The sequence below is a fragment of the Variovorax sp. J22G73 genome (assembly GCF_030317035.1).
In the GTDB taxonomy this organism is placed as follows: Bacteria; Pseudomonadota; Gammaproteobacteria; order Burkholderiales; family Burkholderiaceae_C; genus Variovorax.
Genome location: NZ_JASZYK010000003.1, coordinates 139,676 through 153,819, shown reverse-complemented (window position 1 = coordinate 153,819; position 14,144 = coordinate 139,676). Strand labels below are relative to the sequence as shown.

At 68.2% G+C, this 14,144-nt stretch carries 17 protein-coding genes and 2 pseudogenes; 12 read left to right on the top strand and 7 right to left on the bottom strand.

Annotated features, from left to right (window positions below; genetic code table 11):
* Positions 1-28 precede the first annotated feature (28 nt).
* Positions 29-550 (top strand): Lrp/AsnC family transcriptional regulator, encoded by a 522-nt coding sequence (locus QTI51_RS13330; protein ID WP_286514106.1) that lies wholly within the window; start codon positions 29-31, stop codon positions 548-550.
* A 39-nt stretch (positions 551-589) separates the two neighbouring features.
* On the opposite strand, the gene QTI51_RS13325 is transcribed toward QTI51_RS13330, so the two are convergent.
* Positions 590-2,230, bottom strand: coding sequence for a glycosyltransferase family 39 protein (locus QTI51_RS13325; protein ID WP_286514104.1), 1,641 nt, complete (start codon positions 2,228-2,230; stop codon positions 590-592).
* Positions 2,231-2,460: 230 nt separating this feature from the next.
* Here QTI51_RS13325 and QTI51_RS13320 point away from each other — a divergent pair, with 230 nt between their 5' ends.
* Positions 2,461-2,943, top strand: coding sequence for a DUF4188 domain-containing protein (locus tag QTI51_RS13320; protein ID WP_286514102.1), 483 nt, complete (start codon positions 2,461-2,463; stop codon positions 2,941-2,943).
* A gap of 170 nt (positions 2,944-3,113) precedes the next feature.
* Here QTI51_RS13320 and QTI51_RS13315 read toward each other — a convergent pair.
* Positions 3,114-3,734 (bottom strand): annotated as a pseudogene (locus QTI51_RS13315) (TetR/AcrR family transcriptional regulator); the annotation flags it as partial.
* Between the two features lie 82 nt (positions 3,735-3,816).
* Here QTI51_RS13315 and QTI51_RS13310 point away from each other — a divergent pair.
* From QTI51_RS13310 to QTI51_RS13300, 3 genes are all read left to right on the top strand, one after another.
* A complete protein-coding gene (locus QTI51_RS13310; protein ID WP_286514099.1) occupies positions 3,817-4,482 on the top strand; it encodes an O-methyltransferase in 666 nt (221 codons plus the stop codon).
* 130 nt (positions 4,483-4,612) lie between these two features.
* Complete coding sequence (locus tag QTI51_RS13305; protein ID WP_116909985.1) at positions 4,613-4,813, top strand: hypothetical protein; 201 nt, start codon at positions 4,613-4,615, stop codon at positions 4,811-4,813.
* 131 nt (positions 4,814-4,944) lie between these two features.
* Positions 4,945-5,331 (top strand): response regulator, encoded by a 387-nt coding sequence (locus QTI51_RS13300; protein WP_116909986.1) that lies wholly within the window; start codon positions 4,945-4,947, stop codon positions 5,329-5,331.
* A 55-nt stretch (positions 5,332-5,386) separates the two neighbouring features.
* On the opposite strand, the gene QTI51_RS13295 is transcribed toward QTI51_RS13300, so the two are convergent.
* Entirely contained in the window at positions 5,387-6,289 is a 903-nt protein-coding gene (locus tag QTI51_RS13295) for a LysR family transcriptional regulator (RefSeq protein ID WP_286515702.1), read from the bottom strand.
* Positions 6,290-6,414: 125 nt separating this feature from the next.
* Here QTI51_RS13295 and QTI51_RS13290 point away from each other — a divergent pair, with 125 nt between their 5' ends.
* From QTI51_RS13290 to QTI51_RS13265, 6 genes are all read left to right on the top strand, one after another.
* Positions 6,415-7,080 carry an RraA family protein gene (locus QTI51_RS13290; protein WP_286514093.1) on the top strand — a complete coding sequence of 222 codons (666 nt, stop codon included), beginning with the start codon at positions 6,415-6,417 and terminating at the stop codon, positions 7,078-7,080.
* Positions 7,081-7,142: 62 nt separating this feature from the next.
* Positions 7,143-8,339 (top strand): pyridoxal phosphate-dependent aminotransferase, encoded by a 1,197-nt coding sequence (locus tag QTI51_RS13285; RefSeq protein WP_286515700.1) that lies wholly within the window; start codon positions 7,143-7,145, stop codon positions 8,337-8,339.
* A gap of 39 nt (positions 8,340-8,378) precedes the next feature.
* Positions 8,379-9,197, top strand: a complete 819-nt coding sequence (locus tag QTI51_RS13280) for an ABC transporter substrate-binding protein (protein WP_286514090.1) — start codon at positions 8,379-8,381, stop codon at positions 9,195-9,197.
* Positions 9,198-9,224: 27 nt separating this feature from the next.
* On the top strand, positions 9,225-9,923 hold the full coding sequence (locus QTI51_RS13275) for an amino acid ABC transporter permease (RefSeq protein ID WP_116909988.1): 699 nt from the start codon (positions 9,225-9,227) through the stop codon (positions 9,921-9,923).
* A gap of 39 nt (positions 9,924-9,962) precedes the next feature.
* A complete protein-coding gene (locus tag QTI51_RS13270; protein ID WP_503011520.1) occupies positions 9,963-10,703 on the top strand; it encodes an amino acid ABC transporter permease in 741 nt (246 codons plus the stop codon).
* A 23-nt stretch (positions 10,704-10,726) separates the two neighbouring features.
* The gene (locus QTI51_RS13265; RefSeq protein WP_116910124.1) at positions 10,727-11,455 is read left to right on the top strand and encodes an amino acid ABC transporter ATP-binding protein; all 729 of its coding nucleotides are present in this window, start codon (positions 10,727-10,729) and stop codon (positions 11,453-11,455) included.
* A gap of 23 nt (positions 11,456-11,478) precedes the next feature.
* On the opposite strand, the gene QTI51_RS13260 is transcribed toward QTI51_RS13265, so the two are convergent.
* Positions 11,479-11,742, bottom strand: a complete 264-nt coding sequence (locus QTI51_RS13260) for a hypothetical protein (protein ID WP_116909990.1) — start codon at positions 11,740-11,742, stop codon at positions 11,479-11,481.
* Between the two features lie 95 nt (positions 11,743-11,837).
* Here QTI51_RS13260 and QTI51_RS13255 point away from each other — a divergent pair, with 95 nt between their 5' ends.
* On the top strand, positions 11,838-12,545 hold the full coding sequence (locus QTI51_RS13255) for a hypothetical protein (RefSeq protein ID WP_286514084.1): 708 nt from the start codon (positions 11,838-11,840) through the stop codon (positions 12,543-12,545).
* 30 nt (positions 12,546-12,575) lie between these two features.
* On the opposite strand, the gene QTI51_RS13250 is transcribed toward QTI51_RS13255, so the two are convergent.
* The 3 genes and pseudogenes from QTI51_RS13250 to QTI51_RS13245 all read right to left on the bottom strand — a co-directional run bounded on the left by QTI51_RS13250 (position 12,576) and on the right by QTI51_RS13245 (position 14,051).
* A complete protein-coding gene (locus QTI51_RS13250; RefSeq protein WP_503011519.1) occupies positions 12,576-13,322 on the bottom strand; it encodes a substrate binding domain-containing protein in 747 nt (248 codons plus the stop codon).
* Between the two features lie 45 nt (positions 13,323-13,367).
* Positions 13,368-13,544 (bottom strand): annotated as a pseudogene (locus QTI51_RS39090) (LysR family transcriptional regulator); the annotation flags it as partial.
* Positions 13,545-13,589: 45 nt separating this feature from the next.
* Entirely contained in the window at positions 13,590-14,051 is a 462-nt protein-coding gene (locus QTI51_RS13245; protein ID WP_286515698.1) for a winged helix-turn-helix transcriptional regulator, read from the bottom strand.
* Positions 14,052-14,144: the final 93 nt, after the last annotated feature.

Genomic DNA, 14,144 nt, shown 5'->3' with positions numbered 1-14,144 from the left:
TTGAAGAATAAATCTCTCGGAAATCGCGATGAACGTTGGTTCTGTTTCTCTTGACGAGCATTGCCTCAATATTCTTTCTGCGCTGCAGCATGACGGGCGGCAAACGGTGCAGCAGATCTCGGAGGCCGTGGGGCTGTCGCCCACGCCCTGCTGGAAGCGCATCAAGGACATGGAGGCGGCCGGCGTCATTCGCGGCTACACCGCGCTGGTCGACCCCGAGCTGGTGGGCCTGCACGTGTCGGCCGTGGCAGAGGTGAACCTCGACCGCCACAGCGAGGCGATGGTGCAGCGCTTCGAAGAGGCGGTGGCCGCCAGCCCGCAGATCATTCGCTGCGTGTCGGCCACGGGGCCGGCGGACTACATCCTGAACGTGACCGTGCCCGACATGAAGCACTACGAGCGCTTTCTGCACGAGGTGCTGTTCAGCCTGCCGGGCGTGACGCACGTGCGCTCGAGCATCGTGCTGCGCGAGATCAAGTCGGGAACGGCGCTGCCGCTGACGCACCTGCAGGGGGCGAAGGCGGGGGTGGCGGGGTCGCGGCGGGGGTAGGCTTGGCTCGGCTCGGCCCTGCGGCCTGCGCCCCGTGCTTCAGGGCGTGGCCGTCGAAGCCGCCGGCAGGCAGCCCGGCGCGCCCTCGGCCGGCACGATGCCCCAGCGCACGCGCACGCTGCGCGCGTCGTCCTCTCCCGCCCAGGGCAGGCGCAGGCTGCCGGTGCAGCTGGCGGTGGCCAGCAGCGGCTGCAGCAGCGCGCCTTCGGAGCGGAACTCCGGCGTATCGAGCACCAGCACCATGCCGCCTTCGCGCGCCAGCGCGCCCGGCGCCAGCCAGGGCGAGGTGCGCGCGTCGCCGTCGATGAGCAACTGCGTGGCGGGGGCCATGTGCAGCATCACCGCGCCGGTGAACCAGGTGTCGCCCACCATCAGGCGCAGCGGGCGGTCGCCGGCGCGCTCGCGCCACACGGCTTCCACGGCCTCGGCAATCTGCCTGGAAGGCAGGTTGGCGCGGGTGATGTAGCCGTGCCGGGCGCTCCACACGCCCTCGACCCAGGCCTGCCCGAACGAGCCGGCCACGTGCAGCAACGCCGCGGCCGCCAGCACGCCCGCCCAGCGGCGGCGCGACCAGCGTTCGGCCTGCAGGCCCGGCACCATCGCCACCGCCCAGAGCGCGACCGGCAGGAAGAAGGTGCTGAGCCACGAGGCGACCAACCGCGTGTGCAGCAAGGTGGACGCCACCAGCACCAGGCACACCGGGCCGAAGGTGGCCCAGGCGAGAAAGCGCCGGTCGAAGGCGTTGCGGCGTGCCGATGCGGATGCCGCATCGACAGCATCGGCGGTATTGACCGCGACCGGCGCACGCTCGCGCGTGAACCACGCCCAGCCCACGAACAGCAGCATCGGCGACAGCCGCGCCAACTGCACCAGCAGGATGCGCAGCGGCCGCGAATGCACGTGCGCGGCCAGGCCCGACGGGTGCACCGAGTGCCGCGCGTAGCCGATGGTCTGGTCGCCGTGCTGCAGCAGCCACGCCAGGTGCGGCGCCATGAGCACCAGCACCACCGCGGTGGCGCGCAGCAGGTCGCGCCTCACGCGCGCATTGCGCCACGACCCCTCGCGCACGATGAACAGCGCACCCACCGCGAACTGCACCACGGCGCTGTACTTGGTGAGCATCGACAGCGCGGCGAACACGCCGAGCCACAGCCAGTCGCGCTGGCCCGCGGCGGGCGTGCGCAGCACGCGCCACAGCATCCACCAGTAGCCCGCCATGGGCAGCAGTTGCACCGTGTTGTGGTTGAAGATGGTGGCGCGCTGCACGTGGTACGTCACCAGCGTGCCGAGCAGCAATGCCAGCGCCGCGCGCGAAGGCAGCATCATGTCCAGCGACCAGCGCCACAGCAGGTAGAGCGCGCCCACGCCGCAGCCCAAGCCCGCGGCGTAGGTCAGCCAGGCCTCGCGGCCGGCGAGCGCGACCGGCAGGCCCATCAGCCAGCTCGGCAGCGGCGGGTGCTTGTAGTAGCCCCACTGCATGCTGCCGCCCCAGAAGAGCTCCTCGACGTTGTCCCACGGCGGCGACGCGTAGAACATGGCGGCCGGCACGGTCCACAGCACGACGAGCAATACGAGCGCGGCGACGACGAAGCCGTGCATCGGGAGCGGGCGCGGGCGCGCAACGGACGGCACGGCGCGGGCGGCAACGGGCGCCGCGGGAGGATTCAGCCAGGAGTTCATTGCGCGCGTTTGTAAAGCAGCCACCCCACCGGCACCTGACCGCGGCCTATCGTTGCGCGCAAGGCGCATCTGGCGCCGCGCGCAGGCATTTCGTCGCATCGCGCTGGCATGCGGAGCGGTCGGCTGACACAGTGCGGTCTTCGCTGTAGCCGGTAATCGGCCGCGACGGCCGCGACGGCCGCGACAGCCGCAACAGCCGAGAACTGCCGCATGAATCCGCAGGAGCCCCGATGACCACCATTCGCCGCGAACGCACCACCGCCACCCTCGAAGGCGGCTTCGTCGTCTTCCTGATCGGCATGCGCATCAACCAGCCGCTGAAGCTGCACAAGTGGCTGCCCGTGGCCGCCGCCATGCCGCGCATGCTCAAGGAGCTGTACCGCGAGCCCGAGCGCGGCTTTCTGCACGGCGAGATGTGGTTCGGCCGCACCATCCTCGTGCTGCAGTACTGGCGATCGATGGAGCAACTGCTGGCCTACGCGAAGGACAGGCAGGCGGAACACCTGCCCGCCTGGAAGGCCTTCAACCAGGCCATCGGCACCGACGGCTCGGTGGGCATCTGGCACGAGACCTATGCGGTGTCGCCCGGCACCTACGAGAACATCTACGTCAACATGCCGCCATTCGGGCTTGCCCGTGCGGGCACGGCGCAGGCGGTGGGCGCGGGCGGGCACTCGGCGGCGGCGCGGCTGAAGGCGAACGGCGGGGGCTAGGCGGGGCTGGGGCGCCTGGTCTTTGCTTCGGACTTGGCTTTGGCTTTGGCGTTGGGCCTGGGTTTGGGTTTGGCCTCGGGTCTGGATTTGGCCTTGGCCTTGGCCTTGGCCTTGGGTTTGGGTTTGGGTTTGGGTTTGGGTTTGGCGGCCGCCTTCGGCCTGGCCGGCGGCAGGCTTTGCAGGTACGCGCAGAACATGTCGGCCATGGCGTCGGCGTAGGCCACGATCTGCGCGTCGGTGCGCGGGCTTTCCGAAAACTGCTTGCCCACCGCGCCGAAGGTGGCCGTGATCAGCTCGCCAGCCATCGCGCGCGCGGCCTCCGAGGCGTCGGGCAACGCCTCGCGCATGAAGGCCTGCACCGTGCGCTCGCCCGACGCCCTGACCTCCAGCGCCTCGGGCGCGTCGCGGTACAGCGGCGCCGCGTCGCTGAGCGCCAGGCGCATGGAGGCCTCGTCGCACTCCGAGCGGATGAAGGCGTGCACCAGCATGCGCAGGCGCACGAGCGGCGGGTGGGCGGTGTCCATCAGGATGCCGCCGAGCATGTCGCTGGTCTGGCGCCATTCGTCGCTCTGCAGCCGGAACAGGATCGAGGCCTTGTTCGGAAAGTACTGGTAGACCGAGCCGACGCTCACGCCCGCCCGCTCGGCCACGCGCGTGGTGGTGAAGCGCTGCGCGCCCTCCTTCGCCAAAACCTGAAGGGCTGCTTCGAGAATGGCCGCCACGAGGTCGCTGGAGCGGGCCTGCTTTGGCTTTCTTCTCGAGGAGATCGGGGCGTTTCGACGGTCGGTCATGCGGTGGGCTTTCAACGCGAATAGGAAATGTGAAGCTTCCTTCATATTATTTCCGCATTCATCTCCCAAAGGAAACCGCCTCGTGAACACACTGAACACCGCACCGCTCGCGCCCCTGCTGGAGCGCCTCTTCGACGAGACCGCCGCCGCGTCGCCGGCCACCAGCGCCGCGCTGGCCGCGCTGCCTGCCGCCGAGCGCACGCGCCTGATGCACAGCAAGACCGAGTACCTCGACTTCTACGCCCGCCTGAAAGACGTGCCGCTGCCCGTCTCGCGCGAGACCGGCACGCTGCTCTACATGCTGGCGCGCAGCGGCGGCGCGCGCAGCATCGTCGAGTTCGGCACCTCGTTCGGCATTTCGACCCTGTTCCTTGCCGCGGCGCTGCGCGACAACGGCGGTGGCCGCCTGGTCACCACCGAGTTCGAGCCCTCCAAGGTGGCGCGCGCCCGCGCCCACCTGAAGACCGGCGGCCTCGACGACCTGGTGGAAATTCGCGAAGGCGACGCGCTGAAGACGCTGGCCGCCGACCTGCCCGAGACCATCGACCTGCTGCTGCTCGACGGCGCCAAGGCGCTGTACCCCGAGATCCTGGCGCTGGTGGAAAGCCGGCTGCGCCCCGGCGCGCTGGTGGTGGCCGACAACGCCGACCACAGCCCCGAGTACCTCGCGCGCGTGCGCTCGCCGCAGGGCGGCTACATGTCCACGCCGTTCGGGGGCGACGTGGAGCTGTCGATGCGCGTGGGCTGAACGTAGGCGCAAGCCCTTCAACACAAATCGACGAACGCCCATGGCAATGCCGGCGGCCCCTGCCATCGTGATCTGGCCGCAGCGTGTTGCTGCGGCTCAACCAAGACCACGAACACGAACAGGAAAGCCCATGGAAACAAGACAGGAACACAAGCGCGGAGACCTGGCCCGCCGGCTCATGGCCGGGCTGCTGGTGCTGATCGGCGTGTGCGTGGTGGTGGTCTTTCTGGTCTACGGCTTGGCCGACCCGGCCAAGGGCCCGGGCAATGTGCCGGCCACCGGCGAGGCGACGCCGCTGCGCCAGAACGACAGCCCGCCCACGACGAAATAGACGCGCCTTCCCACGCGCGCCGATGCCCCGGCGTAGGAGGCCCACCCACAGCCACACGCGCGCGCGGACCACCGCGCCGTCACCGATGCCGCCTAGGCTCGTGGCATCGGGACGATCAGGGGCACAACAAAATGGCAGTCATCACATTCCTCGTCGAGGACAACAAGACGATTCGCGACCAACTCATTCCCACGCTGGAGGACTTGACGAAGGCCAGGGTGCTGGGCACCGCCGAGACGGAGTCGGAAGCGATCCACTGGCTGCAGGAGCACGACGGCAGCTGGGACGTGGCAGTGGTCGATCTCTTTTTGAAAGAAGGCTCCGGCATGGGCGTGCTGCGCGGCTGCGAGCAGCGCGAGCCGCACCAGCTGGTGGTGATTCTTTCGAACTACGCCACGCGCGAGATGCGGGCCCAATGCCTGGCGCTGGGCGCCGACGCGGTGTTCGACAAGTCGACCGAGCTCGATGTGTTCTTCGACTTCGTGCGGCATGTGCAGGGGCATGAGGACCGGGCCTGAGACGGCACCTGAGACGGCAGCTTGACCAGGCCCGGGGCGCCTCTCACCGGCTGCGCTACCTGCCGAAGCCGTACATCCGCGTGAAGTCGCAACACTCCTGCGACAGCATGACGATCGAGGAAATCAGCGTGCTTCTCTGGTCGCCCTTGTACATCGCGACGTAGGTCATCTCGGGCGGCGCGGGCGTGCAGGGAATGACCGTCAGCGAGCCGTTGGCTACCATGGGCGCCAGGCATTCCTCGGGCATGCAGCCGATGCCCAGGCCGGACATGGTCAGCCCCATCATCGCCACCAGGTTGTTCACGATGATGACGTCGCTCGGCTGCACGCCCAGCGACTTCATCCAGCTGTTGTGCGCCGTGCCCGCGCCCGACCTGCTGCCCTGCAGCAGCAGCCGGCGCGAGGCCAGCTCATGCAGCCTGAAGCGCTTGCCCGGCTCGACGAAGCCCGGCTTGCACATCCAGACGCTCGAAAAGCGGCCCACCACGTGGCTCGGCAGGTGCGCCTCGGCGAACACGTCCGGCACCAGCACCAGGTCGAGCTCGTCGCTCAGCAACTTGTCCTTCAGGTTGCCGCTCGCATCCACGTCGGGCTCGATGGTGACCTTGGGGTAGTAGCGCTGGATGGCCTCCACCAGCCGGTGCAGCCACGTCATGGCGGTGAGCTCGGTGACGCCGATGCGCACGCGGCGCTCGATGACTTCGGGCTTGCCGATCTGGTCGATGGCCGCGTCCCTCTGTTCGAGCAGCTTCCTGGCGAGCACGAACATTTCCTCGCCCTTTTCCGTGAGGCGCGCGGTGCGCTGGGTTCGGTCGAACAGCTCCAGGTCGAAGCCGGCTTCGAGTTCGTGCACGCGTTTCGACACGGCGGAGGTCGAGGTGTGCAGTTTCTGGGCGGCCTGCGAGAAGCCGCCCGACTGCACGACCCAATACAGGGCCTCCAACTGCTTGAACGTCATCATGGTCAGGCGAAACCCTTATCGGTTTCCTTTTTTTCCATAGAACTACCCGAAAAAATTCGCTTTTTGAAATTTTAGGCAACTTTCACAATCTCGCCATCGAATTGATGTTGAGAGCTGTGCCCATGGTTGCTTCGAGTTTTGCCGTTCATTCCACCCCGGCCGCGGCGCCGCCCGAGATGCTGGCGGCGTTCCAGAAAGTGGCCACGCCGCACATCAGCGACAACCTGCAGCGCCTGAGCGGCATCGTCGGCTTGCGGCGCTTTCACCGGCAGCGCAAGCTGGTGGGCACGGCGATCACGGTGAAGACCCGGCCCGGCGACAACCTGCTGATCTACAAGGCGCTGATGGATGCCACCCCGGGCCACGTGCTGGTGGTGGACGGCGGCGGCGACACGACCAACGCGCTGGTGGGCGAACTCATCATGCTGTACGCCCAGCAGCGCGGCTGCACCGGCATCGTCATCGACGGCGCCATCCGCGACGCAGCGGCTTTCCACGACGCCGACTTTCCGTGCCATGCCCGCGCGGCGATCCACCGGGGGCCCTACAAGAACGGGCCCGGCGCGGTCAACGTGCCCGTGTGCGTGGGCGGGCAGGTCGTGCACCCCGGCGACATGGTGGTCGGCGACGAGGACGGCATCGTGACCTTTTCGCAGGCCGAAGCGCCGCGCCTGCTCGAAGCGGTGGCGCAGACGGAGCGCTTCGAAGCCGCCATCAAGGCCGAGATCGCCAACGGCAAGGCCGAGCAGTCGTGGCTCGCCAAGGCCTTCGCGCCGCACGGGCTCTGAGGCTTTTGACGCAGCCCCGCCCTTCCCCTTCCGACCTTTTCCTGGAGAGCCCTGTGAACACCTTGTTGGCCCAACGCCTCGGCGGCGTCAAACCCTCCCCCAGCATGGCCGCGAAGACGCGCGTGGATGCCCTGCGCGCGGCCGGCCGGCGCATCGTCGACTTCACCATCGGCGAGCCCGACTTCCCGACGCCGCGCCACATCGTCGAAGGCGGTGTCGCGGCCCTGCTGGCCGGGCACACGCGCTACACGGCCTCCAACGGCACACCCGCCCTGCGCCAGGCCATTGCCGACAAGCTGCTGCGCGAGAACGCGCTGGCGTACAAGCCCGAGCACATCGCCGTGGGCAACGGCGCCAAGCACATCATCTACAACGCCTTCGCCGCCACGCTGAACGAGGGCGACGAAGTGATCGTTCCCGCGCCCTACTGGGTTTCCTACCCGGACATGGTGGCGCTGCACGGCGGCACGCCGGTGGTGGTGCCCAGCAGCGCCGCCGAGGGCTTCAAGCTGACGCCCGCCGCGCTCGAGGCGGCCATCGGCGAGCGCACGCGCTGGCTGGTGCTCAACACGCCCAACAACCCCACGGGCGCGGTCTACACACGCGACGAGCTGGCCGCGCTCGGCGCGGTGCTCAAGCGCCACCCGCAGGTGTGGCTGATGACCGACGAGATCTACGAGCACTTCGTCTACGGCGGCGCGACGCATGTGTCGCCCCTGAACGTGGTGCCCGAGCTGGCCGAGCGCACGCTGGTGATCAACGGCGTTTCCAAGGCCTACGCCATGACGGGCTGGCGCATCGGCTACGGCGCGGGGCCGGCGGCGCTCATCAAGGCCATCACGCTGCTGCTGTCCCAGAGCACCTCGTGCCCGGGCTCGATGAGCCAGGCCGCGGCGGCGATCGCGCTCGACGGCCCGCAGCACGCCGTCACCGAGGCCGCTGCCCTGTTCGAGACACGCAGGGACCGCATGGTGCAAATGCTGCAGGCGCTGCCGGGGTTCAGTTGCGCGCCGCCGGATGGCGCGTTCTACGTGTTCCCCAGCGCGGCCGGGCTGATCGGGCGGCGCACGCCGGCCGGGCAGCTTCTTGCGTCGGACGTCGACGTGGTGCTTTACCTGCTGGAGCACGCCGGCGTGGCCACCATCGACGGCACCTCGTACGGCATGCCCAACCACCTGCGCATGTCTTTCGCCACCGGCATCGACGTGATCGAGCAGGGCGGCCAGCTGCTGCAGGCCGCGGTGGCCGAGCTGACCTGACGAATCTTTTGTTCCACCCAACCTTCCCGGAGTAGACCCATGAAGAAGACCGCATCGACGCTCATCGCCGGCGCCTGCCTGGCATTGCTGGGCAACCTGGCGTGCGCGGACCAGCTCGCCGACATCAAGTCCAAGGGGGTGCTCGTGTGCGGCACCCTGGGCACGGCGGAGCCGTTCAGTTTCTCCAACGCGCAGACGCGCGAGGTGGAAGGCTACGACGTGGACTTCTGCAAGGCACTGGCCAAGTCGCTGGGCGTGAGGCTGGAGCTGAAGCTCATCTCGGTGGCCGCGCGCATTCCCGAGCTGCAGCAGGGCCGCGTCGACGCCGTGATCGCCAACCTGGGCTGGAGCGCCGAGCGCGCCGAGCAGATCGCCTTCAGCAACCAGTACTTCGCCAGCGAGCAGAAGGTGGCCGCCCGCAAGGACAGCGGCTTCACCACGCTGAAGGACCTGAGCGGCAAGCGCGTGAGCGCGGTGAAGGGCTCCAGCTCCGAGATGCTGGTGCGCAAGATGATCCCGGGGGCGACCACCATCACCTTCCAGGACCCGCCGAACGCGTTCCTGGCCATGCAGCAGGGCAAGGCGGACGGCTTCGCGGTGTCAGAGCTCAACCTCGTGAAGTTCCGCCAGCAGTCGGAAAGCACCGTGCCCATCGTCGCGCTCGAGCCCTCGCTGGTGCTGGAGCCCTGGGGCATCGGCATGCGCAAGGAAGAGACGGGGTTCATCAAGCAGGTGAACAGCACGCTGGAGGCCATGGAAAAGTCCGGCGAGGCGCAGCAGATCTTCAACAAATGGCTGGGCACCGGCACGCCGTACAAGATGCAGCGCGGCTTCAGGATCGAGCCCATCAAGGGCTGACGACCGCCATGCACGAAAGCGCACGCCATGGGTAGCAAGCTCGACTTTTCCGTGCTGACACGCGGCGACTATCCGCAGTGGATCGGGCACGGCGTGCTCACCATGTTCGAGCTCACGGCGGCGGCGTGGCTGTTCGCCATGGCGCTGGGGACGGTGCTCGCCGTGGTGCGCATGTCGGACAGCCGCGCGGCGAAGGCCTGCGTGGCCGGCTACGTGGAGTACCACCAGAACGTGCCGATGCTGGTGCAGGTCTTCCTGTGGTACTTCGGAATGCCGGCGCTGCTGCCGCACGCGGCGCAGCAGTGGCTCAACGCGCACAACAGCGAGTTCCTGCTGGCCTTCATCGCCATCGGCCTGTGCATGGCGGCCTATGTGTCCGAAGGGCTGCGCGGCGGCATCCGGTCGATTCCCAAGTCGCAGCTGGAGGCCGCGCGCGCCGTCGGTCTGTCGTACCTGCAGGCCTCGCGCCTGGTGGTGCTGCCGCAGGCGCTGCGCATCGCCCTGCCCACGCTGGTGAGCCACACGGTGCTGCTGTTCAAGAACACCAGCCTCGCCATGACGGTGGGCGTGGCGGAGCTGACCTACGCCACGCGAGAAATCGAAAGCCAGTCGTTCAAGACGGTGGAGGTGTACCTGCTGTCGACGGTGATCTACCTGGGCGTGTCGCTGCTGATCATGGCCGCCGGGGCCAGGCTGGAAAACCGCTACCGCATCCGCACGAGGTAAACCGTGGACAGCATTCTTTCCATCCTGCGCGAGTACGGCATGCTGCTGCTCGTGGGCCAGTACCCGAACGGACCGCTGGGCGGCCTGGCGATCACGCTGGTGCTCTCCGTGCTCGGCCTGGCGCTCGCCTTTCCGCTCGGCGTGGCCCTCGCGCTGGCGCGCATGAGCGGGTTCGCCTGGCTGCGCTTTCCGGCCGCCGCGGTGGTCTACGTGGTGCGCGGCGTGCCGCTGCTCATGTTCATCTTCTGGGTGTACTTTTTCGTGCCGGTGCTCACGGGCCGCACGGTCAGCGGGTTCACGACGATGGTGATCACGCTGGTGATCTACCAGGCGGCGTACCTGGCCGAGATCGTGCGCGCCGGCATCGAGGGCCTGCCCCGCGGGCAGACCGAGGCGGCGCGCGCCATGGGCTTGAACTACCGCCAGACCATGACGAAGGTGGTGCTGCCGCAAGCGCTCTACAACATGGTGCCGGCGCTGGTGAGCCAGTTCGTCTCCACCATCAAGGAGACCTCGCTGGGCTACGTGATCAGCGTGAACGAAGTGACCTTCGCGGCCAACCAGATCAACAGCTCGTTGATGACGCAGCCGTTCCAGGTGTACTTCGTGCTCGCGGCCATCTACTTCTGCCTGTGCTTCTCGCTCACGCGGCTGGCGCGCTGGCTGGAACACCGCATCGCGACGCGGCGCGAAGGCGGATTCGGGGGCGCCGTATTGGCCAACGCATCGTCAGCCGCGCCCACCACCTCCTCACCCATCGTTCCCAAGCAGGCCGCATGACCATGTCTTCCAGCAACACGCCCCTGATCGCCTTCGATCTCGTGAACAAGTGGTACGGCGACTACCGTGCCCTGAACGACATCAGCGCGGAGGTCCGCAAGGGCGAGGTCGTGGTGGTGTGCGGGCCCTCGGGCTCGGGCAAGTCGACCTTGATACGCACGGTGAACCGGCTGGAGAACATCCAGGGCGGCACCATTCGCTTCGACGGGCAGGACGTGCACGCGCCGTCGATCGACGTGAACAAGTTCCGCAGCCAGGTGGGCTTTGTGTTCCAGAGCTTCAACCTGTTTCCGCACCTGTCGGTCGCGCAGAACATCATGCTGGGCCCGATCAGCGTTCGAAAGCACAAGCGCGCGCAGGCCCGCGCCCGCGCGCTCGAGTTGCTCGAGCGCGTCGGCCTGGCGTCGAAGGCCGACGCGTTTCCCGGGCAGCTGTCCGGCGGCCAGCAGCAGCGGGTGGCGATTGCGCGTGCGCTGGCCATGGACCCGCCGGCCATGCTGTTCGACGAGCCCACGAGCGCCCTGGACCCCGAGATGGTGGGCGAGGTGCTGCAGGTGATGAAGTCGCTGGCGCGCGACGGCATGACGATGATGTGCGTGACGCACGAGATGAACTTCGCGCGCGAAGTGGCCGACCGCGTCTGGTTCATGGACCAGGGTTGCCTGGTGGAGGCGGGCCTGCCGGGCGAATTCTTCTCGAAGCCTCGCAGCGAGCGGGCGCAGAAATTTCTTGCCGACCTGCGCTCTCACTAGCGACCAGCGGCGAGGCGGGCGCATCAACCGAAGTTCGCCCGCTCGCGCTGCGCGATGACGTGTTGCAGCGCGGCTTCGAGCATCGGCCAGCTCGCGAACACATGCACCTTGTCGCCGGCCTCCCAGCGGCCGCCGAACTCCTCGAGCGTGGCGGCGAATGTGGCGACGCTGCCCAGCAACGCGGGCCTCGCGGGGCCCTGGGGTTCGGAGAAACTGGCGACGGTGCAGCCCAGCCGCGCGGCCAGGGTTTCCGCGCGCTCGGCGCCATTGGTTACAGGAAGAAGCATGCGGTGGATTTTCGCCGCACTCGCCGTGTCATTTGACAGACCTGCCACGCCATTGCTCCCCATAATGCGTGCCCTCTTGCAAGGACCTGGAAAAAATGAGCGCGGCCGATTTCCTTTTTGCCCCCGAGGTGCAGAAACTCCTGAAGGTGCTCTACGCGGCACCCGAACAACAGTTCTCGCATGCCGAACTTGCTCGGCGCTCGAAGCTGGACGCCGCGGACGTGGCGCGCACGCTGGAGCACCTGGTGGGCAGCGGCATGCTGAAGAAGCAGAAGGAGAAACACAAGCCGAAGGCAGAGCCGGACGAGGCCGACGCGTTCGAAGAGACGGTGCAGGTCGACCGCGCCTTCGTCTTCCACGACGAGCTACGCAGCATCGCGCTGAAGTCGTTCGCCGCCGCGGAGCCGGTCCGCGCGATGCTGCGCTCGAGGTTCAAGGACTCGGTGGTGCGCGCCTTTCTGCTGGGCGAGGACAAGGACGGCACGCTGGAGCTGCTGGTCGTGCACGGCCAGCTCACGCCCGACGAGGTTGCGATGACCGCGGCCTGCCAGAAGCTGTCTAAGACGCTGCATCGCCATCTGAAGGTGCACGTGGTCTCGAACACCCGGCTCGACAACCTGGCGCCCCGCGATCCACGTGACCCGCTCGGCACGAAGCTGTCGGCGGCTGGCGTGCTGGAGCTGATCGCGCTCGGGGAAACGAAGGCGCGGCTGCCTGCCGAGCGTGTCGGGTTCCTGCAAAGCGCGAGAAAGAAACTGGCGACGCTGTCGCGCGCGTCCGCTGGCGGATCAGGGCGGACCTGAAGCGTCAGCAGTGCCCGGGCCGCGGCTCGGCTATGCCGTTGCGAGGTCCGGGTCCGCCCAGCGCGGCCCCTTCCATGCGGGCGGGCGCGACGGCTTCGGCGTGGCCGCGCCCTCTTCCTGCTGCATCCGCGCTTCCAGCATGTCGAGCAACGCGCGCAATGCCGCGCTGTTGTGCCGCCGCTGCGTGTAGGCCGCATGCAGCCACAGGTCGCGCGGCATGAATTCGGCGAGCACCGGCACCAGGCTCCCGCGGCCGATGTGCGGCTGCGCCAGCAGCGCGGGCACGCAGACCGCGCCGATGCCCGCGAGCGCCGCGGCGACGAGCGCGCTGGCGTCGTTGGCGTCCATGCGCGCACGCACCGGCATGTTGTAGGGCTTGCCTTCCACCTCGAACGGCAGGTGCGGGGAACCACTCGCCGCCGAGTAGGCGAGCACGTCGTGCTGGCGCATGTCGTCGGGCGTGGCGGGCATGCCGCGCCGTGCCCAGTAGGCGGGCGTGGCGCACAGCGTGAGGGCCATGGGGCGCAGCCGCCGCACGATGAGGTTCTCGTCGCCGATGCGGCCCACGCGCAGCGCGACGTCGACGCCCTCCTCCACCAGGTCGATCACCCGGTTGCTCAGGTGCAGGTCGATGTGCACGTCGGGGTGCAGCGTGATGAACTCGCCCAGCAGCGCCGGAAAGTCGGTCTGCACCAGCCCGTGCGGCGCGGTCACGCGCAGCCGGCCGCTCGGGCGCGAACCGCGGGCTTCGAGCTCGCTCTGCGTCAGCTCGACCATCTCCATCAGCGGCATGCTGCGTTCCTGCAGCAGTCGGCCCGCGTCGGTGAGCGTGACCGAGCGCGTGGAGCGGTTGAACAGCCGCACGCTGAACCTGCTCTCCAGGCTGGCGACGTGCTTGCTGACGCTGGCCTTCGAGATGCCCAGCTTGCCCGCCGCGCGCGAGAAGCTGCCGCGGTTGGCCACCTCGAGAAAGGTCTTGAGCAGGTCGAGGCCGTCCATGGAAATTGCCGTGCGAAGGTCTCGGCCTGTGTGTGCGGTTCTTGTTCAGCCTTGGCTTGCGGGCACCGCCGCGGCCGCGCGCTGCGGCGGCGTGCCTTGCACCAGCACGTAGTCGCTTTCGGTGATCGGCTTGCCGTTGGCGCTGTCGACGAGCACGGGGTCGATCTGCCGTCCGGTGCCCTTCTCCTTCAGCACGACGCTGCGGCCCTCGGTCGCGAAATGCTGGTTGCCCCAGGTGACGAGCGCCAGCAGCACGGGCCTGAAGTCGTGCCCCAGCGGCGTGAGGATGTACTCGTAGCGCGGCGGCTTGTCGTTGTACTGGCGCCGCTCCAGCAGCCCGTCTTCGACCAGCGAGGTCAGCCGGCGCATGAGCATGTTGGGCGCGATCTGCAGGCTGTTGACGAAGTCGTCGAAGCGCGTGATGCCGTAGAACGCGTCGCGCAGGATGAGCATGCTCCAGCGCTCGCCGACGCGCGCCAGGCTGCGCACGATGGGGCAGTACTTCATGCGCAGGGCGGGGTCGATGCGCGTGGGGGGCTCAGAAGGCGTGGTGAGCATGGCGGGCGTGTTAGGTTTCATGGGTTTGCGGCTCCGGTGCGA

Excerpts from the sequence above, each read along its gene's own strand:
- QTI51_RS13290 (WP_286514093.1), top strand. The coding sequence starts at position 6,415 with ATGGTTGCTTCGAGTTTTGCCGTTCATTCCACCCCGGCCGCGGCGCCG.
- QTI51_RS13295 (WP_286515702.1), bottom strand. The coding sequence starts at position 6,289 with ATGACGTTCAAGCAGTTGGAGGCCCTGTATTGGGTCGTGCAGTCGGGC.
- QTI51_RS13320 (WP_286514102.1), top strand. The coding sequence starts at position 2,461 with ATGACCACCATTCGCCGCGAACGCACCACCGCCACCCTCGAAGGCGGC.
- QTI51_RS13300 (WP_116909986.1), top strand. The coding sequence starts at position 4,945 with ATGGCAGTCATCACATTCCTCGTCGAGGACAACAAGACGATTCGCGAC.
- QTI51_RS13305 (WP_116909985.1), top strand. The coding sequence starts at position 4,613 with ATGGAAACAAGACAGGAACACAAGCGCGGAGACCTGGCCCGCCGGCTC.
- QTI51_RS13260 (WP_116909990.1), bottom strand. The coding sequence starts at position 11,742 with ATGCTTCTTCCTGTAACCAATGGCGCCGAGCGCGCGGAAACCCTGGCC.
- QTI51_RS13330 (WP_286514106.1), top strand. The coding sequence starts at position 29 with ATGAACGTTGGTTCTGTTTCTCTTGACGAGCATTGCCTCAATATTCTT.
- QTI51_RS13325 (WP_286514104.1), bottom strand. The coding sequence starts at position 2,230 with ATGAACTCCTGGCTGAATCCTCCCGCGGCGCCCGTTGCCGCCCGCGCC.
- QTI51_RS13250 (WP_503011519.1), bottom strand. The coding sequence starts at position 13,322 with ATGGTCGAGCTGACGCAGAGCGAGCTCGAAGCCCGCGGTTCGCGCCCG.
- QTI51_RS13270 (WP_503011520.1), top strand. The coding sequence starts at position 9,963 with ATGCTGCTGCTCGTGGGCCAGTACCCGAACGGACCGCTGGGCGGCCTG.
- QTI51_RS13280 (WP_286514090.1), top strand. The coding sequence starts at position 8,379 with ATGAAGAAGACCGCATCGACGCTCATCGCCGGCGCCTGCCTGGCATTG.
- QTI51_RS13275 (WP_116909988.1), top strand. The coding sequence starts at position 9,225 with ATGGGTAGCAAGCTCGACTTTTCCGTGCTGACACGCGGCGACTATCCG.
- QTI51_RS13255 (WP_286514084.1), top strand. The coding sequence starts at position 11,838 with ATGAGCGCGGCCGATTTCCTTTTTGCCCCCGAGGTGCAGAAACTCCTG.
- QTI51_RS13245 (WP_286515698.1), bottom strand. The coding sequence starts at position 14,051 with ATGAAGTACTGCCCCATCGTGCGCAGCCTGGCGCGCGTCGGCGAGCGC.